The organism is Blautia stercoris (assembly GCF_054657695.1).
In genome coordinates this window covers 809,152-833,261 of record NZ_BAAHYF010000001.1, presented here as the reverse complement: position 1 = coordinate 833,261, position 24,110 = coordinate 809,152, and the positions used below count along the sequence as shown (strand labels likewise).

The 24,110-nt window shown below is 38.6% G+C and carries 23 protein-coding genes; 20 read left to right on the top strand and 3 right to left on the bottom strand.

The window, feature by feature from the left end; translation table 11 throughout:
* Positions 1-2 precede the first annotated feature (2 nt).
* From ACYQ2D_RS04060 to ACYQ2D_RS04015, 10 genes are all read left to right on the top strand, one after another.
* Entirely contained in the window at positions 3-662 is a 660-nt protein-coding gene (locus ACYQ2D_RS04060; protein ID WP_022303584.1) for an epoxyqueuosine reductase QueH, read from the top strand.
* 53 nt (positions 663-715) lie between these two features.
* The gene (gene argH, locus ACYQ2D_RS04055) at positions 716-2,095 is read left to right on the top strand and encodes an argininosuccinate lyase (RefSeq protein ID WP_459784721.1); all 1,380 of its coding nucleotides are present in this window, start codon (positions 716-718) and stop codon (positions 2,093-2,095) included.
* A gap of 117 nt (positions 2,096-2,212) precedes the next feature.
* Positions 2,213-3,298 carry an aspartate-semialdehyde dehydrogenase gene (asd, locus tag ACYQ2D_RS04050; protein WP_117456685.1) on the top strand — a complete coding sequence of 362 codons (1,086 nt, stop codon included), beginning with the start codon at positions 2,213-2,215 and terminating at the stop codon, positions 3,296-3,298.
* A 79-nt stretch (positions 3,299-3,377) separates the two neighbouring features.
* Positions 3,378-5,444, top strand: coding sequence for a DNA topoisomerase (locus tag ACYQ2D_RS04045; RefSeq protein WP_459784720.1), 2,067 nt, complete (start codon positions 3,378-3,380; stop codon positions 5,442-5,444).
* The gene (locus ACYQ2D_RS04040) at positions 5,422-6,090 is read left to right on the top strand and encodes an acyltransferase (RefSeq protein WP_459784719.1); all 669 of its coding nucleotides are present in this window, start codon (positions 5,422-5,424) and stop codon (positions 6,088-6,090) included. The genes ACYQ2D_RS04045 and ACYQ2D_RS04040 overlap by 23 nt, the downstream gene beginning before the upstream one ends.
* 52 nt (positions 6,091-6,142) lie before the next feature.
* Entirely contained in the window at positions 6,143-6,898 is a 756-nt protein-coding gene (locus ACYQ2D_RS04035) for a TraX family protein (protein WP_459784718.1), read from the top strand.
* Between the two features lie 139 nt (positions 6,899-7,037).
* Positions 7,038-8,765 (top strand): [Fe-Fe] hydrogenase large subunit C-terminal domain-containing protein, encoded by a 1,728-nt coding sequence (locus ACYQ2D_RS04030; RefSeq protein WP_459784717.1) that lies wholly within the window; start codon positions 7,038-7,040, stop codon positions 8,763-8,765.
* Positions 8,762-9,934 (top strand): PP2C family protein-serine/threonine phosphatase, encoded by a 1,173-nt coding sequence (locus ACYQ2D_RS04025; protein ID WP_459784716.1) that lies wholly within the window; start codon positions 8,762-8,764, stop codon positions 9,932-9,934. Before ACYQ2D_RS04030 ends, ACYQ2D_RS04025 begins: the two co-directional genes overlap by 4 nt.
* Before the next feature lie 292 nt (positions 9,935-10,226).
* Entirely contained in the window at positions 10,227-10,988 is a 762-nt protein-coding gene (locus tag ACYQ2D_RS04020) for a Sir2 family NAD-dependent protein deacetylase (protein ID WP_459784715.1), read from the top strand.
* A 125-nt stretch (positions 10,989-11,113) separates the two neighbouring features.
* The gene (locus ACYQ2D_RS04015) at positions 11,114-11,269 is read left to right on the top strand and encodes a hypothetical protein (RefSeq protein WP_187558113.1); all 156 of its coding nucleotides are present in this window, start codon (positions 11,114-11,116) and stop codon (positions 11,267-11,269) included.
* A 101-nt stretch (positions 11,270-11,370) separates the two neighbouring features.
* On the opposite strand, the gene ACYQ2D_RS04010 is transcribed toward ACYQ2D_RS04015, so the two are convergent.
* Both ACYQ2D_RS04010 and ACYQ2D_RS04005 read right to left on the bottom strand, forming a co-directional pair.
* Positions 11,371-12,381, bottom strand: a complete 1,011-nt coding sequence (locus ACYQ2D_RS04010; protein ID WP_022303574.1) for a GGGtGRT protein — start codon at positions 12,379-12,381, stop codon at positions 11,371-11,373.
* 71 nt (positions 12,382-12,452) lie between these two features.
* Positions 12,453-13,145, bottom strand: coding sequence for an iron-sulfur cluster assembly scaffold protein (locus tag ACYQ2D_RS04005; protein WP_022303573.1), 693 nt, complete (start codon positions 13,143-13,145; stop codon positions 12,453-12,455).
* A gap of 228 nt (positions 13,146-13,373) precedes the next feature.
* On the opposite strand from ACYQ2D_RS04005, the gene ACYQ2D_RS04000 reads away from it, so the two are divergent.
* Positions 13,374-13,676 carry a cysteine-rich small domain-containing protein gene (locus tag ACYQ2D_RS04000; protein WP_022303572.1) on the top strand — a complete coding sequence of 101 codons (303 nt, stop codon included), beginning with the start codon at positions 13,374-13,376 and terminating at the stop codon, positions 13,674-13,676.
* Positions 13,677-13,862: 186 nt separating this feature from the next.
* Positions 13,863-15,104 carry an HAD-IA family hydrolase gene (locus tag ACYQ2D_RS03995; protein ID WP_207726626.1) on the top strand — a complete coding sequence of 414 codons (1,242 nt, stop codon included), beginning with the start codon at positions 13,863-13,865 and terminating at the stop codon, positions 15,102-15,104.
* Positions 15,105-15,179: 75 nt separating this feature from the next.
* Here the strand turns inward: ACYQ2D_RS03995 and ACYQ2D_RS03990 are convergent, their stop codons facing one another.
* Complete coding sequence (locus tag ACYQ2D_RS03990; protein WP_022303570.1) at positions 15,180-16,058, bottom strand: DMT family transporter; 879 nt, start codon at positions 16,056-16,058, stop codon at positions 15,180-15,182.
* A 108-nt stretch (positions 16,059-16,166) separates the two neighbouring features.
* On the opposite strand from ACYQ2D_RS03990, the gene ACYQ2D_RS03985 reads away from it, so the two are divergent.
* The 8 genes from ACYQ2D_RS03985 to rseP all read left to right on the top strand — a co-directional run bounded on the left by ACYQ2D_RS03985 (position 16,167) and on the right by rseP (position 24,058).
* Entirely contained in the window at positions 16,167-17,189 is a 1,023-nt protein-coding gene (locus tag ACYQ2D_RS03985; protein ID WP_117456693.1) for a nucleoid-associated protein, read from the top strand.
* 60 nt (positions 17,190-17,249) lie between these two features.
* Entirely contained in the window at positions 17,250-18,617 is a 1,368-nt protein-coding gene (locus ACYQ2D_RS03980) for a sodium-dependent transporter (RefSeq protein ID WP_187558111.1), read from the top strand.
* 130 nt (positions 18,618-18,747) lie between these two features.
* On the top strand, positions 18,748-19,443 hold the full coding sequence (gene pyrH, locus ACYQ2D_RS03975; RefSeq protein WP_022304118.1) for a UMP kinase: 696 nt from the start codon (positions 18,748-18,750) through the stop codon (positions 19,441-19,443).
* Positions 19,444-19,464: 21 nt separating this feature from the next.
* A complete protein-coding gene (frr, locus tag ACYQ2D_RS03970; RefSeq protein ID WP_022304119.1) occupies positions 19,465-20,019 on the top strand; it encodes a ribosome recycling factor in 555 nt (184 codons plus the stop codon).
* 67 nt (positions 20,020-20,086) lie between these two features.
* Positions 20,087-20,806, top strand: coding sequence for an undecaprenyl pyrophosphate synthase (uppS, locus tag ACYQ2D_RS03965; RefSeq protein WP_459784714.1), 720 nt, complete (start codon positions 20,087-20,089; stop codon positions 20,804-20,806).
* A complete protein-coding gene (locus ACYQ2D_RS03960) occupies positions 20,799-21,605 on the top strand; it encodes a phosphatidate cytidylyltransferase (protein ID WP_459784713.1) in 807 nt (268 codons plus the stop codon). Before uppS ends, ACYQ2D_RS03960 begins: the two co-directional genes overlap by 8 nt.
* 16 nt (positions 21,606-21,621) lie before the next feature.
* A complete protein-coding gene (dxr, locus tag ACYQ2D_RS03955) occupies positions 21,622-22,764 on the top strand; it encodes a 1-deoxy-D-xylulose-5-phosphate reductoisomerase (protein ID WP_117456697.1) in 1,143 nt (380 codons plus the stop codon).
* Complete coding sequence (gene rseP / locus ACYQ2D_RS03950) at positions 22,733-24,058, top strand: RIP metalloprotease RseP (RefSeq protein ID WP_459784711.1); 1,326 nt, start codon at positions 22,733-22,735, stop codon at positions 24,056-24,058. The genes dxr and rseP overlap by 32 nt, the downstream gene beginning before the upstream one ends.
* Positions 24,059-24,110 lie beyond the last annotated feature (52 nt).

Sequence of the window (24,110 nt, the reverse complement as noted above, 5' to 3'; positions counted from 1 at the left end):
GAATGAATCAGAAAAGAAATTATCAAAAAGAACTTGAAACTGTGATACAAAAGGAACAAAAAGAAGGCAGAACTCCGAAATTGTTACTGCATAGCTGCTGCGCTCCATGCAGCAGCTATGTGCTGGAGTATCTGTCTCCTTTTTTTGCAATTACGGATTTTTTTTATAATCCGAATATTTCGCCGAAAGAAGAGTATCAAAAAAGAGAAGAAGAACTAAAACGACTGATTGATGAGATGCCGATGAAAAATAAACCTGTATTTCTGGCAGGAGAATATCATCCGGAAGAGTTTTATCAAATGGCAAAAGGATTAGAAGATGTGCCAGAGGGTGGGGAACGTTGTTTTTTATGTTACCGGATGCGCCTGGAAGAGGCGGCAAAGATGGCAGTTGAGAAAAACTGTGATTACTTTGCGACAACACTCACGATCAGTCCTTTAAAAAATGCGCAGAAATTAAATGAAATCGGAGAAGAATTAGAAAAGAAATATGGAGTTCGACACCTTCCGTCGGACTTTAAAAAGAAAAACGGTTATAAGCGTTCAATTGAATTGTCAAAAGAATACGATTTATATCGTCAGGATTTTTGTGGCTGTGTCTTTTCCAAAAGAGAGCGTGACAGACGGGAGCAGGAAAAATCGCTTGCACCTCAAAACAGATAATGATAAACTGGTATACAAAGCTTATAAAAAATAAAGAAATGAGGGACAAAAGAATGGCTCAATTATGGGGAGGACGTTTTACCAAAGAAACCGATAAACTGGTATATAATTTTAATGCGTCCTTAAGTTTTGATTCCAAGCTTTACAAACAGGATATTACAGGAAGCATGGCTCATGCATCTATGCTTGCAAAGCAGGGAATTATAGAAGAACAGGAAAAAGAAGAAATTTTAAAAGGCTTAAAAAGTATTTTAGAAGATATTGAAAATAAAAAACTGGAATTTACAGAAGAATATGAAGATATTCACAGCTTTGTGGAAGCAAATCTGATTGACCGTTGTGGAGATGTCGGAAAGAAACTGCATACCGGAAGAAGCCGTAATGACCAGGTAGCACTGGACATGAAAATGTATGTCAGAGATGAAATTGGAGAAATTGACCTTCTCTTAAAAGAACTGTTGACGTCTATTTATAAGATTATGTCTGAAAATGTACATACTTATATGCCTGGATTTACACATTTGCAGAAAGCACAGCCGGTTACGCTGGCACATCATTTTGGAGCATATTTTGAAATGTTCAAACGTGACAGAAGCCGTCTTGCAGATGCGAAAAAGAGATTAAATCTCTGCCCACTTGGAAGTGGTGCGCTTGCAGGAACAACTTATCCGCTTGACAGAGCCTATACAGCAGAAGTACTTGGTTTTGACGGTCCGACATTAAACAGTATGGATTCTGTGGCAGACAGAGATTATTTAATCGAAACTTTATCTGCGTTATCTACTGTTATGATGCATTTAAGTCGTTTCTGTGAAGAAATCATTATGTGGAATTCCAACGAATACCGTTTTGTAGAAATTGATGACGGATACAGCACAGGAAGCAGTATCATGCCACAGAAGAAAAATCCGGATATCGCCGAGTTAGTAAGAGGAAAGACCGGACGTGTCTATGGTGCATTAATGTCCATTCTTACAACTATGAAGGGAATTCCACTGGCTTATAATAAAGATATGCAGGAAGATAAAGAATTTACGTTCGATGCAATTGATACGGTAAAAGGCTGTATTGCGCTGTTTAATGGGATGATTTCTACTATGGTGTTTAACAAAGACAATATGGAGAAGAGTGCCAAAAACGGATTTACTAATGCGACCGATGCAGCAGATTATCTGGTAAACAATGGTGTACCGTTCAGAGATGCGCACGGAATCGTAGGTCGTCTGGTTCTGCATTGCATTGATAAAGGAATTTCTTTAGATGAAATGTCTTTAGAAGAGTATCAGGAAATCAGTTCGGTATTTAAAGAAGACATCTATGAAGCAATCAGTATGAAAAATTGTGTGGAAAAACGAAATACAATCGGAGCCCCGGGAGCAGAGGTAATGACAAAAGTATTGGCACTTCATAAAAAATATCTGGAAGAAAATTAAAAAACACTTGCTTTTTACTAAGTTTTGGTATAGTATTGTTTAGGAAATACAAATGTACGTGAAAGGAAAACACGATACATAAAAAATAGAGAATTGGATAAGCAAGGAGAATTTATAATGAGTGAAAAATTAAGAGTTGGTATTTTAGGTGCAACAGGTATGGTAGGACAGAGATTTATCTCTCTGTTAGAGAACCATCCATGGTTTGAAGTGGTAACATTAGCTGCAAGTGCAAGAAGTGCAGGAAAAACTTATGAAGAAGCAGTTGGCGGGCGTTGGAAAATGGATACTCCAATGCCGGAAGCTGTAAAAAAATTAGTTGTTATGAATGTTGCAGAAGTAGAAAAAGTAGCTTCAACTGTTGACTTTGTATTTTCTGCTGTAGACATGAGCAAAGAAGAAATCAAAGCAATCGAAGAAGAATATGCAAAAACAGAAACACCGGTTGTTTCCAACAACAGTGCACACAGATGGACACCAGATGTTCCTATGGTAGTTCCGGAAATCAATCCACAGCACTTTGATGTCATCGAATTCCAGAAAAAACGTCTTGGAACAACAAGAGGTTTCGTAGCAGTAAAACCAAACTGCTCTATCCAGAGTTATGCACCGGTACTGACAGCATGGAAAGAATTTGAACCTTATGAAGTGGTTGCAACTACTTATCAGGCAATTTCCGGAGCAGGAAAAACATTTAAAGACTGGCCGGAAATGGTAGAAAACATCATTCCATACATCGGTGGAGAAGAAGAAAAGAGTGAACAGGAACCACTTCGTCTGTGGGGCGAAATCAAAGATGGTGTGATTGTAAAAGCATCTGAACCGGTTATCACAACACAGTGTATCCGTGTTCCGGTATTAAACGGACATACAGCAGCTGTATTTGTAAAATTCAGAAAGAAACCAACGAAAGAACAGCTGATTGAAAAATTAGTAAACTTCAAAGGTGTTCCACAGGAATTAGACCTTCCAAGTGCTCCAAAGCAGTTTATCCGTTACATGGAAGAGGATAATCGTCCACAGGTTACTTTAGATGTAAACTATGAAAACGGAATGGGCGTAAGCGTTGGACGTTTAAGAGAAGATACGGTTTATGATTATAAATTTGTTGGTCTTTCTCATAACACAGTACGTGGAGCAGCAGGTGGAGCTGTTCTGTGTGCAGAAACCTTAAAAGCAAAAGGATTTATCACAAAGAAATAATAAGAGATAAATAACGAGAGCAAAAAAATACATCAGGCCGGAGAACTCCCTCCGGTCTGATTGCGTGAAAGAGGAGTTTATGGGCAAATCATTATTTATAGCAGAAAAACCCAGTGTGGCACAAGAGTTTGCAAAGGCGCTGAAAGAATCAATGACAAGAAAAGATGGATATCTTGAGTCAGAACATGCCGTGGTTACCTGGTGTGTGGGACATCTTGTGACAATGAGTTATCCGGAAAAATATGATATCAAATACAAAAGATGGACGCTGGAAACCCTGCCATTTTTGCCAGAAGAATTTAAGTATGAAGTAATCCCTGCAGTAAAAAAACAGTTTGAGATTGTAAGCGGGCTTTTAAATCGAGAGGATGTTGAGACGATTTATGTCTGTACCGACTCTGGACGTGAAGGAGAATATATCTATCGTCTGGTTGCAATGATGGCAGGTGTAAAAGAGAAAACACAAAAGAGAGTCTGGATTGATTCTCAGACCGAAGAAGAGATTTTAAGAGGAATTTCTGAGGCGAAAGATATTTCAGAGTACGATAATTTATCGGAATCGGCATATCTGCGCGCAAAAGAAGATTATCTGATGGGAATTAATTTCTCCAGACTGTTATCCCTAAAATATGGAAATGCGGTGTCTTCTTATCTTGGGACACGGTATCAGGCAATATCGGTTGGACGAGTGATGACCTGTGTGTTGGGAATGGTTGTCAGAAGAGAACGGGAAATCCGTAGTTTTGTAAAGACACCATTTTATCGGGTTGTGGCTTCATTGGAGACAGAAGATGGAGTCGGAAAATTTGATGGAGAATGGCGTGCGGTAAAAGGCAGCCGGTATTTTGAATCTCCAAAACTTTATAAAGAAAATGGTTTCAAAGAGAAAAAAGATGCCGAAGAGCTGGTAGGGATTTTATCGACGGAATCACCTTGTCAGGCTGTGATTGAAAAAATTGAACGTAAAAAAGAAAATAAAAATCCGCCGTTTTTATTTAACCTTGCAGAACTTCAAAATGAGTGTTCCAGATTGTTTAAAATCAGTCCGGATGAAACGCTTAAAATCGTGCAGGAATTGTATGAGAAAAAACTGGTCACTTATCCGAGAACAGATGCCCGTGTGCTGTCTACAGCAGTTGCAAAAGAAATTTATAAAAATCTTCGAGGACTTCAAAGTTATACCAAGGCTGGAGAATTTGCAACAGAAATTTTAAATCAGGGCAGTTATAAAGGAATTGCAAAGACAAGATATGTCAATGACAAACAGATTACCGACCATTATGCAATTATACCGACCGGACAGGGAATGAATGCGCTAAGAAGTCTTTCTCTGGCTTCAGAAAACGTTTATGAAACGATTGTACGCAGATTTTTAAGTGTTTTCTATCCACCCGCAGTTTACCAAAAAGTCAGTCTGATATCCGTTACAAAAGAAGAACGGCTGTTTTCTTCATTTCGGATTCTGATAGAGGAAGGTTACTTGAAAGTAACACAAAATTCCTTTGCCAAAAAGAAGGCAGAAAAAGTGGAAACGGATGCAAAAGAAGGCGAGCAGATGGAAGATAAGACATTTTTAAGTGTTCTTCAGAGTCTGAAAAAAGGAAGCATTTTGCAGGTAAAAGGCTATCAGATTAAAGAGGGGGAAACATCTCCTCCGAAACGTTATACTTCCGGTTCGATGATACTGGCAATGGAAAACGCAGGTCAGTTAATTGAAGATGAAGAACTGCGTGCCCAGATAAAGGGAAGCGGAATTGGAACAAGTGCCACAAGAGCAGAGATTTTAAAGAAATTAATGATGATTTCTTATCTTTCTTTAAATAAAAAGACGCAGGTGATTACGCCGACTCAGCTTGGGGAAATGATTTTTGATGTCGTCAATGTCTCAATTCGACCGCTGTTAAATCCAGAGTTGACTGCAAGCTGGGAAAAAGGGCTGACGTTTGTGGCAGAGGGACAGATTACACCGGATGAATACATGCAGAAACTTGAACAATTTATTACAGTGAGAACCAATGCGGTACTTGGACTTAGAAATCAGTTCGCCCTCAGAAGATTTTTTGATGAGGCATCGGTTTATTATCAGTCAGGAAAAAAGAAAAGCCAGAAAAAGGAGAAAACAAATGGAACAGTTAAAAATCAGTGAATTGTATCAGGATTTAAATCAGACACTCGCAAAAGAATTATTAGAAAGCAAGACGTATCCATGGGAAGTACTGCCTCTGATTAGCGAATTTATTGTAAAACTTGGCAGTACCTTAAGTGAGGAAGAATATGAAAAACGTGGAGAAAATGTCTGGGTGGCAAAATCTGCAAAAGTAGCACCGACTGCATTTATCAATGGACCGGCGATTATCGGAAAAGAGGCAGAAGTTCGTCACTGCGCTTTTATCCGCGGAAATGCATTAGTGGGAGAGGGAGCAGTGGTTGGAAATTCTACAGAGTTAAAAAATGTAATTTTATTTAATAAGGTACAAGTTCCACATTATAATTATGTAGGAGATTCTATTTTAGGATATAAATCTCATATGGGCGCAGGTTCGATTACCTCTAATGTGAAATCTGACAAGAAGCTGGTTATTGTAAAAGCAAAAGATACGCAGATTGAAACCGGGCTGAAAAAGTTCGGTGCAATGCTTGGTGATGAAGTGGAAGTTGGCTGTGGCTCTGTCTTAAATCCAGGAACAGTAGTGGGAAGTCATTCTAACATTTATCCACTTTCTTCTGTACGAGGTGTTGTTCCGGCAGACAGTATTTATAAAAACAAAAATGAAATAGTTGAAAAACAGTAAGATGTACTCTTGGAATTTTCCGAGGATGAATTAAAAACGAAAAGAGGGTTTTATGGAATGGAAATTTTCTAAAAAACAGCTGCTGCCTCCGGTTTTATCAGGGAGTACGTTAAAATGGATTGCGATTGTAACGATGCTGATTGACCATATTGGAGCCGTTTTATTTGAAAACGGATTTATCAAAGCCTATAATCAACAGCTTTCGGGTGCATTTTCTTATTCTGTCACTCATGCAGTCTGGTATGCAGACATTTGGATGAGACGAATTGGGAGAGTTGCATTTCCAATTTTTTGCTTTTTATTAGTAGAAGGTTTTTTCCATACATCGAATCGAAAAAAATATGCACTTCGTCTGGGAATCTTTGCACTTGTGTCAGAGGTTCCCTTTGATTTAGCGTTTCGCAGTTCGATTTTGGAGTTTACCTATCAAAATGTAATGGTGACGTTGTTCATCGGATTTTTGACAATTTGGGCGATGGAGGTACTGCGCCGGAAAAATCCGGCATGGATGGCTGTTGCAGCAGGACTTGGAGTGTTGACCGGATATCTGGCAAGGAGTGATTATGGCTGGAAGGGAATTATTTTAATTCTGATTTTTTATTTATTTTATTATCAGTCCGTGGAAAAAACGATTGCAGGCTGTCTGGCACTTTTATGGGAAGCACCCGCTTGTTTTGCCTTTTTGTCAATTAATTTATATAACCATCAAAGAGGGAGAGGACACTCTTTCAAATACTTTTTCTACTGGTTTTATCCGGTTCATATTTTGGTTTTAGTTGGAATCCGGTATGGGCTGTTTGGAATCTGATAAAGTCTAAGAGAAATCGGCAGGTATGTAAAAACTTCAATGGCTATGAGAAATCCAGAATATTTCCTTGTGTAGTATTGCTGAGACGTGTATAATAAATACATAAAAATTAGTAGAAATCACCAAAGGAGAGAGCGCCATGTGGATTTTAAGATTCAAACCTGTGGATTGTAAAAACTGTTATAAATGTGTCAGAAATTGTCCGGTAAAAGCAATTCGGGTAAAAAATCATCAGGCTCAGATTATGCAGGATGCCTGTATTTTATGTGAAAAATGCACCATTGTCTGTCCCCAGCACGCCAAGGCTGAGAAAAATGATGTTCCAAGTTTAAAGAGAATGATTGTGGAGGGAAGAGAGCTTGTAGCAAGTGTAAACTCTGCTTATATTGCAAAGTATGGAGCCGGAAGTTTTCCTTCTCTTAGAAAAGCTCTGTTAGAGCTGGGATTTTCAGATGTACGTGAAGGTGCAGAGGGAGCTTATCTGGTGAAACGAGAATATGAAAGGTTGCTTGAAGAGGGAGAGAAGGATGTTATGATTAGCTCTATCTGTCCGTCGGTTGTCCGTTTGGTTAAGATTCATTACCCAGAATTGATGGATTCCCTGCTTTCCGTATTATCGCCAATGCAGGCACATGGAAAATATTTAAAAGAGCAGAATCGAGAATGTACGCTTGTCTATATCAGTCCATGTATTTCTCCGATTGCAGAATTAAATGAACAGATTAATGACGTGTCTTATGTTATTTCATTTGATGAATTAGATGACTGGCTTGCAGAAAATCAGATGTGTATTGAAGATGAGAAAGAGAATGTAGAACCGCGATTGTCCCGTATGCGTGCGCTTGGGGGAGGTATGAGCCGGATTATGAAAAAAAATCCGAAATACAGCTATATGAACATAGAAGGAATCGATAACTGTATTCGGGTTTTAAATGAATTAAAAGAAGGGAATATCCATCATTGCTTTTTGGAATTAAATGCCTGCGATGGGGGCTGTATCGGTGGTCCGTCTTTCCAGACAAGTAAAGTCTGCCGGCTTCAGAGTCAGCTTGAACTGGAAAAAGCTTCGATTTCCGATGCCTCAAATATAGAAAACGGCAAAGATTTTGATATTTCCGAAGAAATTAATATGAGCCGTGGGATTATTGGACGAGTTGTGGAGGAATCGTATCCAACGGAAGAAGAACTGCATGAAATTCTGGTAAAAATGGGCAAGACAAGTCCGTTAAAGGAATTAAACTGCGGAGCGTGTGGTTACAATACCTGTCGTGAAAAAGCGATTGCGATTTTCCAGAATAAGGCAGAGGTTTCGATGTGTATGCCTTATATGAGAGAGCGCGAAGCCAGTTATGCGAATAAGATTATCAATGCGATGCCTGGTATGCTTGTGACAGTAAATACAGAATTAAACGTCATCCAATTAAATAAAGCAGCAATGGACTTATTTGATATCCGAAGAAAGAAATCTATTATTGGACAGCCTGTCAGTGAATTGATGGATGACTATGCTTTTGTAAATATGCTGTCTTATGGAAAAACATTCTCACAGGATCAGATTTTTGTAGAAGAATTTAAGGTTTATTTAGACCGTGTGCTGACTTATGATAAAAGCAATGGTCTGATTATCTGTATTATGAAAAATGTAACAAAAGAAATTGCACAGCAGCAGGAAATTCAAAGAACCCGTATTGTGGCAGCAAGGATGGCAGATAAACTGGCAGATGAACAGCTTCGGATTGTACATAAGATTGCAGAATTGTTGGGAGAAACAGCGGCAGATACCAAGGTTGCCGTAGAAAACTTAAAAGAGACAATTCTTGCAGAGAAAAAAGAAGAGAAACGTGAAAAACCGGAGGTTTGGTTATGAGAGTGTATTTTGACAATCTGTTTGCGGATTTTGCTCATGTCAGCCTAAATAAGAAAAAAGAATCATTGTGTGGAGATTTTTATATCATGGAAGAAAGAGGGTCTGATACCGTTTTAGTACTCTCTGACGGACTCGGAAGCGGTGTAAAAGCAAATATCTTAGCAACATTGACGGCAAAAATGCTTTGTACTATGATGATAAAGAAAATTCATCTGGAAGAAGCGGTAAAAACGATTGCAGAGGCACTTCCTGTGTGTCACGAAAGACAGCTTGCTTATGCTACATTTCTTGCTATGAAGATTACAGGAAGGCATGTTTATCTTGCAACTTATGATAATCCGGGATTGATTTTGCTTCGCAAAGGAAAAGTATTTCATTACGAAGAGCAGATTCATTTGATTAATGAGAAAGAAATCCGTGAAGCAGAGTTTGATTTACAAAAAGACGACATGCTGATCTTGATGTCAGATGGAGTAACAAATGCCGGAATGGGGAAGACAACCAATGGAGGATGGGGCTATGAAGAAGTTGAAAAGTTTTGTGAACAGAAGTATAGACCGAATCTGAGCGCTCAGCGTATGGCGGTTGATATTGCAGAAGCCTGTGTGGATTTGAATTTAAATGAAACAGATGACGATATTACGGTGCTTACAATCCGTCTTTGCGAACCGTTAGTTACGAATCTGATGATTGGCCCTCCAAGTAAAATGGAAAAAGACGAGGATTTTTTAAGGGTCTTTTTTGAAGAAGAAGGGCAACATATTGTGTGTGGCGGAACAACTGCAAAATTTGTGGCAAACTATCTGGGAGAAGAAGTCGTAACAATTAAGGGGTCAGAAACAGATGCAGTTCCGGCGATGTCTACCTTAAAAGGGGTTGATATGGTAACAGAAGGTTATTTGACCTTAAAACAGCTTGTCGCCTATTCAAACCGATGGCTGTCTGACAGTATGGCTGTGATAAGTATCTCAAAACAAAAAGATGCCGCTGCAAAACTGGCAGTGGAATTATTTGAACGTTCTTCCGAAATCAATATTTTCTTTGGAAATGCAAGAAATCCAGCTTATAAAGAGCTGAATATTGATTCGAGTGAAAAGCTTCGGCTGACTTATAAATTAAAAGAACATTTGGAGCGGGCAGGAAAAAAAGTCCGTATGAATATCTGGTAAAAAAGAAAAGTATCTGTATAGGACAAAAAATCAAAAAAGTCCCTGCAGATACTTTTCTGGTTTATCAGAAAAAAGTTTTGTCATTCTATAGAAACCAGAATTAGGATTTTGGGAAAAAGAAGGACAATAAAATTTTAATTGCATAGATAATCAACAGAAATTAATAAAAAATTGAAAAATTAATAAAAAAATTGAAAAATATAGCAGAAAAAAAGTGTTTTAAAGATTAAGTTTGTGCACCAATCTTGCTGAAAATATAGTATAATAGCCCATATAGAAAGGGGTGGGCAAAATGACACGAGAAGAAAAATTACAACGTGCGTCTCAAATCATCAAAGAAAGTAAATATCTGGTGTGTCTTCTTGGAATGAGGGTGAGTTATCAAAGTGGATGTACGAACATAGGGGAGCCGGAGGATGCTTATGATATCGAGAGTCGATATGGGTATTCTCCAGAAGAATTGTTTAGTGCAGCGTTTTACAACACCAGACCATCTCAGTTTTATGAATTTTATAAAAATGAAGTTCTCAGCAAAAGAGGTAGAATAAATGAGGGTTTAAAACTGCTTGGTCAGCTGGAAGAGATGGGAATTTTAAAATCAATTGTAACAAGAGACATCTACTCTCTGCCGAAACGTGCAGGATGTAAAAATGTACTGGAAATCCATGGAAGTATTTATCGAAATATTTGTCCAAGATGTAGGAAAAAATATCCGTTGAAAGCTTTGCAGGAAAGAGAAAGAAGCGGGCTTCCATATTGCGAAAAGTGCGGTTCGATTATCCGTCCGGAAATTTACCTGAAAGGGGAGATGATAGATAATCGTCTGCTTACAAAAGCAGTAGATGAGGTTTCAAGTGCAGATGTTCTGCTGATGCTGGGCTGCTCGATGCGTTCTGAGCTGGGAAGTATGTTTACGAAGTACTTTAAGGGGGAAAAGATTATTCTGATGAATGATCAGGACCATTTTGCAGATGGAAAGGCAGATTTGGTTATCGATGGAAAAGCGATGGATTTGATGAAAGGACTTAGAACTTATATGGTTCCGAATAGTTGAAATGGGCATGCGTTTGCATAAATGAAAAACATTACATAAAAAAATGAAAAAAGAAATACTTTACAAAGTGTAATGCAGGAGATATAATAAGGAATGTATTTTGATTATTTGGAGGAGATAGAGATATGATAGAGAAAAAGATGGAATTATTAGAAGAAGAAAATGACCGTTTAAAAAAAGAGATAGAAAATTTAAGAGAAGCCTGTAAAGTTCAGGAACAGACAATTTCAAAATTATGGAATGCTTATGTTCAGTTAGAAGAGAAAGTAAATGATAAGTAAAAATCAATAAGCAGAGAACAGAAATAAAAAAAGGTTATCACCGCAGAAGTACGGTGGTAACCTTTTTTGTTAGATAAAAATCCTTAATTTTAAAGGAGTTATTAGAATTTACCAGCTTTAGCAGCTTCTTCTACGGCTACAGCTACGGCTACAGTCATACCAACCATTGGGTTGTTACCGGCACCGATTAATCCCATCATTTCTACGTGAGCCGGTACAGAAGAAGAACCAGCAAACTGAGCATCAGAATGCATACGTCCAAGTGTATCAGTCATACCGTAAGAAGCAGGACCTGCTGCCATGTTGTCTGGGTGAAGAGTACGTCCTGTACCACCGCCAGAAGCAACGGAGAAGTATTTTTTACCAGCTTCGATACGTTCTTTTTTGTAAGTACCTGCAACTGGATGCTGGAATCTTGTCGGGTTAGTGGAGTTACCTGTGATAGAAACATCAACGTCTTCTTTCCACATGATAGCAACACCTTCACGAACATCATTTGCACCGTAGCAGTTAACTTTTGCACGAAGTCCTGTAGAATAAGGTTTTCTGAATACTTCTTTTAATTCGCCTGTATAGTAATCATATTCTGTTTCAACATAAGTAAATCCGTTGATACGTGCAATAATCTGAGCAGCATCTTTTCCAAGACCGTTTAAGATAACACGCAGAGGCTCTTTACGAACTTTGTTTGCTTTTTCAGCGATACCGATAGCACCTTCAGCAGCAGCGAAAGATTCGTGACCAGCTAAGAATGCGAAACATTTTGTATCTTCTTCAAGAAGCATTTTTCCTAAGTTACCATGTCCAAGACCTACTTTACGCTGGTCAGCAACAGAACCAGGAATACAGAAAGACTGAAGACCTTCGCCGATTGCAGCAGCAGCGTCAGCAGCTTTTCTGCAGCCTTTTTTGATTGCGATAGCAGCGCCTACTGTGTAAGCCCATTTAGCATTTTCGAAGCAGATAGGCTGAATGCCTTCTACCATTTTGTAAACATCAAGACCTGCAGCTTTTGTTACTTCTGCAGCTTCTTCAATGGTATTGATACCGTATTTGTTCAGAGCAGCAAGAACTTGCTTCTCTCTTCTTTCATATGATTCAAATAAAGCCATTAATTTATCCTCCTATTCTTTCTATGACAGTCGCAGTGATAAAAATAAATTATGTAATCAGTCGTCAGAAATTATTCTTTTCTTGGGTCGATGATTCTCACTGCATCGTCAACACGGCCATACTGTCCCTGAGCTTTTTCAAATGCAGTATTTGCATCATCACCAGCTTTGATGAAGTCCATCATTTTACCGAAGTTGATGAATTTGTATCCAATGATTTCATCATCTTCGTCAAGAGCAACACCTGTTACATAACCGTCTGTCATTTCCAGATAACGAGGTCCTTTTGCAAGAGTTCCGTACATAGTACCAACCTGAGAACGAAGACCTTTACCTAAATCTTCAAGACCGGCACCGATTGTCAGACCATTTTCAGAGAAAGCACTCTGGCTTCTTCCGTATACAATCTGTAAGAACAGTTCTCTCATAGCTGTGTTAATTGCATCACATACAAGGTCTGTGTTAAGAGCTTCAAGAATTGTTCTTCCTGGTAAAATTTCAGATGCCATAGCTGCAGAATGAGTCATACCGGAACATCCGATTGTTTCAACTAAAGCTTCCTGAATAATACCATCTTTTACATTTAAGGTTAATTTACATGTACCCTGCTGAGGAGCACACCAGCCTATACCATGAGTAAAACCTGAGATGTCTTTGATTTCTTTTGCTTTTACCCATTTTGCTTCTTCTGGGATTGGAGCTGCGCCGTGGTTTACACCCTGATGTACCGGACACATTGTTTCTACTTCGTGTGAATAAATCATTTTAAAACTCCTTTCAAGAATATATAATTCAAGTGCGTTAGAAATTTAACGTCCTATTCTTCATTATTGTCTCATAAAAAGATAAAAAAATCCAGATCTATTTCAAAAAAAATTGAATCCAGAAAATTTAAACAATGAAAATGGTAACATAGTTGAGTTTGGAAAATAAAAATGGTATGATGAAAATAAAATAAAACTGCATAAAAAAGGCAGAGAAAGAAGGCAAAAATGAGAGTGGCAAACTATTGGGAGGGAAAGCATTATGCATTTTTCTGTAATAAAGAATGTGAATTTTTTCCATGTCATCAGACGAAACATCCGGAAAAATTCAATTGTCTGTTCTGTTATTGTCCCCTGTACGCATTAGGAGATAAATGTGGAGGAAATTTCCAGTTTACGAGAGATGGAATCAAAGACTGCAGTAACTGTGCGCTTCCGCATAATCCGGATAATTATGGATATATAACCGGAAAATATCAGGAAATTATGGAAATTGTAAAGCAGAATGCGGATTTAAAAGAAGAAAAATAAGAAAAACAGGTTACAAAAACCAAAATAATTGCAAAATGATTGATCGAAGAAATAAGATGGTTTGGACTTCCAAAATTTCGTATATCAAGGTATAATAGGACAACAGAAAAATGTAAAAAACTGTCTCTCAAGAAGAAACAGAGACAGTAAAAAATAAGATGTATGAAAGAAAATGGGAGGGCAAAGATGTATCAGGCATTACTTTTTGATTTAGATGGAACATTGACAGCATCAGGAGAGGGAATTACAAAATCCATTCAGTATGCATTAAGAAAAATGGGGTATGAATCTCTTGCGGAAGATTTGAAAAAATTAGAAGTTTTTGTTGGACCACCGCTTTTAGAACAGTTAATGGAATACTGTCAGATTGAGGAACCGGAAGCAGAACAGGGCGTTGCCTACTATAGAGAACGTTACAATGTGGTTGGATATTATGAGAATAAACCTTATAAGGGGATTCGCAAGCTTCTGCCAAAATTAAAGAAAAAAGGCTACAAACTGGCAGTTGCTTCTTCCAAACCACAGGGAATGGTAGATGCAGTGCTTGAACACTTTGAACTCAATGAATATTTTGATGTCATCGAGGGTAGTGATGTCAATTTTCCAAGAATGACAAAATCAGATGTGATTGAAATTGCATTAAAAAAACTAGGATTTTTTGAAGCAGAAAAACGAAAAGGTGTTGTCATGATTGGTGACAGAAAATATGATGTGGCTGGTGCGACGGCGTCTCGGCTTGATTGTATTGGAGTCGCTTATGGATATGGCGGAACAGAAGAATTAGAATCAGCAGGTGCGATAAAGGTAGTACAGACGGTAGAAGAACTCGGAGAATTTTTGGGAGTCAGTAAAAAAGCCAGATTCCATGATATTGGAAAAGAGTTATTTTCCACACCGGTTTATCCGGGAGACCCGGCACCGTCAAAAACTCCATTCTATGAAATTAAAAAGGGAGATGACTGTAATCTTACCATTCTTTCTTTTGGAAGTCATAATGGAACACACTTAGATGCACCGAAACATTTCTGTGAAGGCAAACATGGAGTTGACCAGATTCCACTTGAAAAATGTCTGGGTGAATGTAAAGTGATAAAAGCTGAGGGTGTAATCGGAAAAGAAGAGATGGAAGCTTTATTAGCAGATGGTACAAAGAAGCTTTTAATCAAAGGAGAAATTCTTCTGACACCGGAAAGTGCAAAAGTATGCGTAGAGGCCGGACTGGATTTGATTGGAGTAGAAAGTCAGACCGTTGGAGGAAAAGGAACGCAAAAAGCGGTGCATCAGACTTTACTTTCAGCTGAAATTGTAATTTTAGAAGGGTTAGTGTTAGGAGAAGTGACACAAGGAACGTATTTTTTAAGTGCTCTGCCGATGAAAATGGAAGGGCTTGATGGCTCTCCGGTCAGACCGGTATTGATTGAGTATTAAGAAGAAAAAAGAGCTATCTCTGATAGGTAAAAAAATAACCGGACGGGTTTTCCTGTCCGGTTTGTATGTTAAGGTTTAAAGTTCAGCTAATAAAATCGCAGCGAACATAAGGACACAGCCAATCAACTCCCGTGTGCTTAAAGTCTGATGTAAAATCACCCATCCGGCAAGGACAGAGATGACAGATTCCAGACTTAAAATTAAAGAGGCAATGGTTGGATTTAAATTTCTCTGGCCGATAATCTGTAGGGTATAAGCAACACCGCAGGAAAGGATTCCGGCGTATAAAATCGGTGCCCAGGCTGCACAGATACTGGAAAGCTTTGGATTTTCCAGCACGAACATTGGAATCGCAGATAACATTGAGGCAATAAAAAGCTGGATACAGGAGAGTTTGACTCCGCTTACTTTAGAGGAAAAGTAATCAACTACTAAAATGTGAAAAGAGAAAAATAAGGCACCAAGAAGTATCAGGGCATCTCCTTTGGTAAGTGTAAGACTTCCACTCATACATAACAGATAAAGACCAACAAGGGCAATCAATACACTAATCCAGATTTTTAAATTTACTTTTCGTTTCAAAAAGATACCCAGAATCGGAACGATCACGATATAAAGTGCGGTAATAAATCCGGCTTTTCCGACTGAAGTATATAAAATTCCGATTTGTTGCAAAGAAGTCGCAATAAAAAACAGAATACCACAGGAGATACCTCCAAGAATGCTCTCTTTTGGCCGGTCATGCAAAGTATCTTTGTCAACTTTTTTTGCAGTACGTTTTTGGTTCCAGAAGATAACAGGAATCAAAACGAGACTGCCAACAAAACAACGAACAGCATTAAAAGTAAAAGGACCGACGTAGTCCATTCCAACACTTTGGGCGACAAAAGCAACGCCCCAGATAAAAGCGGCGAGAAATAAAAGCAGAGAGCTTTTGAAAGATTTAGTTTTCATAATAGAAAAACTCCTTCATATTTGTATAGTTTGTATAGATTATAGCATTCAAAAAAGTAAACTGCAATTACAGAATAAAAGATAGAGAAAATAGAGGAGAAAAAAGAAATGATAGCAAATAAAGAAGAGATTAGAGTTGGGCAGGTTATTGTACACATCTTAGATTCTACCGTTGGGATGCCTGTGCTTTCTGACACAGTATTAGATTATGGTTCAGACTTTGCTGATTTTATCAAAGCACATATCTTTAAGACAGATAACAGTGATGATATCAGAAGATGCGTATTTGAAGAAGAGTCTGCAATTTATAGTTATCTTCAAGAATGGAACAGTGAAAATTTTGTAGATCTCTCAAAAAAAATAGCGGAAGAATTATTTACGATTATGAATCAGAATATTGAAATTCCACAGGCCGATTTAATAATAGCAGAATATGAATTGGAAAAACGAAAATATCTTGCAATTTTAAAAATGGATTATAAGAGTTTTTACACTCATTTGACCAATTCGGATCCGTGGGGAAATAATAATGAGATTATCAGACAAAAAGCGATTTTGCCAGGGGAAAACCAGAAACTTTCAGAGGCAGCTCTCCTCGATTTTGAAGCCCCTCAATATGTGCGTTTGACCGAAAAGAAGTATGAGATAAATGGTGTCAAATCCTATTATTTTTCAAAGTTATTCTTAAAATGCAAGGCATCGCTTTCCGCAAAAAGCCGGTTAAATCTTGTCAGCAAAGCAGTATCCGAGGTTCAGAAAAAATTTTATCATGAATCCGAACAGTTTGAAGTCCAGATGGAGACAAAGAGTATTATCAATGAAGAGTTTTCTAAAGATGGAGTACTTGATGTACCGGTTGTAATGGATAAAATTTTTAAAGAACATCCTAATATGAGAAAAGAAGTTGAAGAAAAATTAGAGAAATACAATCTTGCAAATACAACTGTAGAGCCGCAAAATCCGACAACGACGAAAAAATTTACCAAACAGCATCTGATGACGGACACGGGTATTGAATTGAAAATTCCCATGGAAGAATATAACAATAAAGACAGAATAGAGTTTATTACCAATTCGGATGGGACGATTTCCGTGTTAATTAAAAATATCGGCTGCATTGAAAGTAAGTAGAAAACATGATATAATATATTGTTTTCAGTCAAAAAAGAAAAGTAGGAGGTTTTACTGAATATGAAACGAGAAAAGTTTTCTTCCAGACTCGGATTTATTCTGATTTCGGCAGGATGTGCAATCGGGCTTGGAAACGTATGGCGTTTTCCATATATTTCGGGAAAATATGGCGGAGCGGCATTCGTACTGATTTACTTATTCTTTCTTGCAATTTTAGGACTGCCGATCATGGTTATGGAATTTGCAGTCGGACGTGCAAGTCAGAAAAGTATTGCAACTTCCTTTAATGTACTTGAGAAAAAGGGAAGTAAGTGGCATGTTTACCGTTATTTTGGTATGGCGGGAAATTATCTGTTAATGATGTTTTATACAACCATCGGAGGCTGGATGCTTCAGTATTTCTTTAAGATGGCAAAAGGTGATTTTGTCGGATTAAATGCAGAACAAATCAGCAGGGTATTTGGAGAGGTTTCCACAAGCAAAAACAGCATGATTTTCTGGATGTTTGTGATTGTTGTACTTGGATTTTTAGTCTGCTCTCTTGGACTGCAAAATGGTGTAGAGAAGATTACTAAAGTCATGATGGTAGTGCTTCTGGCATTGATGTTGGTGCTGGCAGTCCGCTCCTGTACGTTAGATGGTGCATCAGAGGGATTAAAGTTCTACTTGCTTCCGGATTTTAAGAAGCTGACAGAATATAATGTCACAGAAGTTGTATTTGCAGCGATGGGGCAGGCGTTCTTTACTTTAAGCCTTGGAATCGGTGCACTTGCAATTTTTGGAAGCTATATTGGAAAAGAAAGAAAACTGACCGGAGAAGCTATCAGTATTACAATTTTGGATACCTTTGTTGCAATTGTTGCGGGATTGATTATTTTCCCGGCCTGTTTTGCTTTTGGCGTAGACCCTGGAGAAGGACCGGGACTGGTATTTGTAACTCTGCCAAACGTATTTAACGCAATGGCAGGTGGAAGAGTCTGGGGAACATTCTTCTTCTTATTTATGACATTTGCAGCGTTATCTACAATCATTGCAGTATTCCAGAATATCATTGCATTTGCACAAGATTTATGGGGATGGGGGCTTAAAAAGGCAAGTTTTGTCAATATGATTGCAGTATTTGTTTTATCCCTGCCATGTATCTTTGGAATGACCATCTGGAGTGACTTTACGATTCTTGGAAAAGATATTATGGGATTTGAAGATTTCCTGGTAAGTAATAATTTATTACCACTTGGTTCTTTAGTTTATCTGATGTTTTGTGTCTCTCGTTATGGATGGGGATGGGACAACTTCTTAAAAGAAGCAAATACAGGAGCAGGAATTTCTTTCCCGAAAAAAATTCGTTTTTATCTGAACTATATTCTGCCGTTGATTGTACTGTATATCTTTTTCCAGGGATACTGGAGTCTGTTTCAGAGTTTATAGAAAAATTCCTTGAAATCGCTTAAGTTTACAGGTATACTTAGGTCAGGATATGCAAAAAGGCAGATTTAAGAATGGAAGAAATCCTTAAGACTGTCGGAATAAAAAATTAGGAAATACAAGAGGAAAAACCATGAAGAGAATTTTATTAAAATTAAGCGGAGAAGCACTTGCAGGTCCAAAAAAAACAGGATTTGACGAAGCAACAGTTATGGAAGTGGCACGTCAGGTAAAGACTTTGGTGGACGAGGGAATTCAGGTTGGAATCGTAATTGGAGGCGGTAATTTCTGGAGAGGCCGTACCAGCGAAAATATCGACCGTACAAAAGCAGACCAGATTGGTATGCTGGCAACTGTTATGAATTGTATTTATGTGTCAGAAATTTTCCGTGCAGCAGGAATGAAGACAAATGTACTGACTCCGTTTGAATGTGGTTCTTTTACAAAATTATTCTCAAAAGACCGTGCAAACAAATATTTTGAAAAAAATATGGTTGTTTTTATGGCTGGCGGTACCGGACATCCGTATTTTTCAACGGATACAGCAACTGTACTTCGTGCAATTGAAATTGAAGCAGAGACTATCTTCCTTGCAAAAGCAATTGATGGTGTTTATGACAGTGACCCGAAAACAAATCCGGAAGCAAAGAAATATGACGAAGTCAGCATTGATGAAGTCATCGCAAAGAATTTACAGGTTGTAGATATGACCGCTTCTATTTTATGCAGAGACAATAAAATGCCGATGCTGGTATTTGGTTTAAATGAAAAAGACAGTATTGTAAATACTGCTCATGGAATCTTTACAGGAACAAAAGTATTGGTATAAAAGCAGGAGGGATTTTTTAATATGGCAGACGAAAGAATTGAAAAATATGAAAGCAAGATGACAAAGACTCTTGAGAGTCTGGAAAAAGAACTGTCCACAGTTCGTGCAGGACGTGCAAATCCGCATATCTTAGATAAAATCACAGTAGACTATTATGGAGCACCAACTCCACTTCAGCAGGTAGCAAATGTTACAGTACCGGAAGCAAGAATGATACAGATTCAGCCTTGGGAAGCATCTTTAATCAAGGAAATTCAGAAAGCGATCCTTTCTTCTGATTTAGGCTTAAATCCAAATACAGATGGAAAAATAATTCGTCTGGTATTACCGGAGCTGACAGAGGAACGAAGAAAAGAACTGGTAAAAGATGTAAAGAAAAAAGGGGAAGCTGCAAAAGTTGCAGTCCGCAATATCAGAAGAGATGCCAACGATGCGTATAAGAAACTGGCAAAACAGGATGTGTCTGAGGATGAAATCAAAGAACTGGAAGACAAAATCCAGAAACTCACAGACAAGTTTGTGAAAAATATTGACAAAGCAGTAGAAGAAAAATCAAAAGAGATTTTAACTGTATAAGCTGTATAAAACAGAGGGGGCACATACATATTACGTATTGTGCCCCTTTTATGCGTAGGAGGAAAAAATGGTAATACCGAATCATGTGGCAATTATTCTGGATGGAAACGGACGCTGGGCAAAAAAGAAAGGGATGCCAAGAACGTATGGGCATGTCAAAGGCTGTGAAAATCTGGAAAAAATCTGTTCTGTTGCAAAAGAACTGGGAGTAAAATATCTGACCGTATATGCATTTTCTACGGAGAACTGGAAACGATCCAAAGAAGAGGTGGATGCGCTGATGAAATTATTCCGTAATTATATGAAAAAGTGCATTAAAATTTCAAGGGATAATAAGATGCAGGTACGTGTCATTGGAGATCCGACAGCATTTGACCCTGATTTACAGGAAAAAATTAAAGAGTTAGAAGAATATTCCAGTCAGTACGATGAATTATATTTTCAGATTGCTTTAAACTATGGAAGCCGTGATGAAATTAAAAGAGCGGTACAGAAGATGGCAGAGGATGTAAAAGCAGAAAAGTTAAATCCGGAAGAAATTTCGGAACAGACGATTTCTGATTATCTTGACACGAAAGGACTTCCTGACCCGGATTTGTTAATCCGCACCAGTGGAGAAGAGCGTCTTTCAAACTTTTTAATGTGGCAGCTTGCCTATACAGAATTTTATTTTACCGATGTGGCATGGCCGGATTTTAATAAAGCAGAGTTTGAAAAGGCAATTGTAAAATACAATCAGAGAGACCGTCGTTTTGGTGGGGTAAAGGAGGAGCCGGCAAATGTTTAAGACGAGACTGATTAGCGGAATTATTCTGGTCATCATTGCACTTGCAACGATTATTCCGGGAGGTCCGGTGCTTTATGTGACTTTGCTTGCAATTTCTTTGATTGGCATGCAGGAATTATACCGTGCGATGAAAGTGCGTGAGAAAAATTTTAATTTTCTGGAACTTGCGGGTTATGCCGGTGCAGTTTGTTATTACCTTTCTTTATTAAAAGGTGGAGAACTCCCGCAGATGGCATTGATGTTTGCACTTGTGCTCTTAATGGCTGTGTATGTATTCACGTATCCAACCTATCATGCAGACCAGATTATGTCGGCAATGTTTGGAATTCTCTATGTGGCAGTTATGCTTTCTTACATCTATAAGACCCGATGCTTAGAAGGCGGTGGCTGGCTGGTTGGTCTGATCTTTTTAAGCTCCTGGGGAAGTGATACCTGTGCATACTGCGTGGGAATGTTGATTGGAAAACACAAGATGGCTCCTGTTTTAAGTCCGAAAAAATCAGTAGAAGGCGGAGTTGGTGGAGTAATCGGCGCAGCCCTGCTTGGTGCAATTTATGCACTGGTTATCTCAAATTGGAATGGTACGTCCACTCATACGCCTCTTATGTATGCCTTAATCTGTGCAGTGGGCGCACTGATTTCCATGGTAGGAGATTTGGCTGCATCGGCGATTAAGAGAAATAAAGAAATTAAAGATTATGGAACATTAATTCCTGGACATGGCGGAATTTTAGATCGGTTTGACAGTGTAATCTTTACCGCACCGTTTATTTATTTTCTGTCCATAATACTTTTGTAGAAAGGATTGAACTTACATGAAGAAAATTGCGATATTAGGTTCGACAGGTTCAATAGGAACGCAGACGCTTGATGTCATCAGCAAAAAAGAAGATTTGGAAGTGGTCGGGATTTCTGCTGGAAGCAATATTGAGATGCTTGAAGCACAGATTCGTCGGTTTCATCCTCTTTTAGCAGCTGTTGGTGATGAAAAAAAAGCACAAGAATTAAAAATCAAAGTGGCAGATACAAACTGCAGGGTAGTCGGTGGAATGGATGGACTTTTGGAACTTGCTCAGATGGAAGAGTCTGATATTTTAGTGACTGCGATTGTGGGAATGATTGGAATCCGTCCGACAATTGCCGGAATTGAAGCCGGAAAAGACATTGCTCTGGCAAATAAAGAGACTTTGGTAACGGCAGGGCATTTGATTATACCGCTTGCAAAAAAATGTAAAGTGCGGATTCTTCCGGTGGACAGTGAACACAGTGCGATTTTTCAGGCATTAAACGGAGAAGAAAGCAGACGGATTCATAAATTATTAGTGACTGCTTCGGGCGGTCCGTTTCGTGGAAAAAAACGGGAAGAATTGGAAAATGTACAGGTAGAAGATGCCTTAAAGCATCCAAACTGGTCAATGGGACAGAAAATTACGATTGATTCAGCAACACTGGTCAATAAAGGGTTAGAAGTAATGGAAGCAAAATGGCTGTTTGGAGTTCCGGTTGAACAGATTCAGGTTGTCGTTCAGCCACAAAGCGTGATTCATTCAATGGTGGAATTTGAAGATGGTGCAGTTATGGCACAGCTTGGAACCGCAGATATGCGTCTGCCAATCCAGTATGCCTTATATGGCGGAGAACGTCGCTTTTTAGATGGAGAACGTCTGGATTTTGCAGCATTAAGATCAATTACATTTGAAGAACCTGATATGAAAACCTTCCGTGGGCTTCCACTTGCAATCAAAGCATCGAAAATTGGCGGTTCTATGCCGACAGTGTTTAATGCGGCAAATGAAAAAGCGGTTGGAATGTTTTTGAAAAAGCAGATTCGTTTTCTTGACATTTATTCAATTATTGAAGAAACCATGCAGACACATACTGTAATTGAGCGACCGGATGTAGAGACAATTACGGAATTAGAGCAGGATGTATATAGACAGATTGGAGGCAGATGGTAAGTTGTCGAAGCTATTAAATATACTCGTCGCGATTATTATCTTTTCTGTGATTGTAGTGTTCCACGAATTAGGACATTTTCTTCTGGCTAAGAAAAATGGAATTGAGGTAACTGAATTTTCTCTTGGAATGGGTCCACGTCTTTTATCGACGGTAAAAGGAAATACACGCTATTCTCTAAAACTATTTCCAATTGGCGGTTCCTGCATGATGGTAGGAGAAGACGGAGAAGAAGATGGACCAGGTTCTTTTGGGCATGCATCTGTCTGGGGACGAATCAGTGTAGTTGCAGCCGGACCAATATTTAATTTTATTCTTGCATTTGTGTTTGCATTGGTCATTACGAGTGTGATGGGATATGACCCGCCAAAGGTACTTTCGGTGGAAGAAAATTCTCCGGCCGAAGAGGCAGGATTACAAGTGGGAGATATCATTACGAGTTTTCAGGGGAAACATATTTCCATCGGCAGGGATATCAGTTTGTATGAATCTCTTTATGGAATGCAGCAGGATCAGATTAAGATGACTGTAAAAAGAGACGGAAAAAAGATTGATTTAAATTTTAAAGCTGCAAGTGAAAAGAAATATATGTTAGGCTTTTCTTATGTTCCGGATGGAGAACCGGAAATTACGGAAGTCTTTGTCGATGGAGCGATGATGAAAGCCGGAGTGCTTGCAGGAGATGTGATTACCGCAGTAGATGGAACGAAAGTTTCGACAGGAGAAGAACTTCAGACGTATCTGGGAGAGCATCCGCTTGGAGAGAATGCTGTGACGATTACGGTTTCGAGAGATGGAAAAGAGAAAGAATTTACGGTTCAACCAACGGTACGGACACAGGTCAGCACTGGATTTGTCTATAATCTGTATCGGGAAAAGACAAATTTCTTTGGTGTGTTAAAATACAGTGCAGTGGAAGTCCGATATTGGATTTCAAGTACGATTGACAGTTTGGGACTACTAATCAAGGGGACGTTTCGTGTCAACGACCTGTCAGGTCCGGTCGGAATTGTAGATGCAATCGGAAGTTCCGTAGAAGAGGCAAAATCAGAGGGAACCGTTGTGATGTGGATGCAGATGTTCTACTGGGCAATTCTGTTATCTGCAAACTTAGGTGTCATGAATCTTCTTCCGCTTCCGGCACTTGATGGGGGACGACTGGTATTTTTACTGATTGAGGCGGTAACGAAAAAGAAAGTCAATCCGAATATCGAGGGAATGATTCATTTTGCCGGATTTGTACTTTTAATGGCTTTGATGGTTTTTGTATTTATGAATGATATAAAACGTTTATAAGGGAAAGAAAAATGGTTTGAGGTTTTGACCTTGAACCATTTTTTCACGTTTT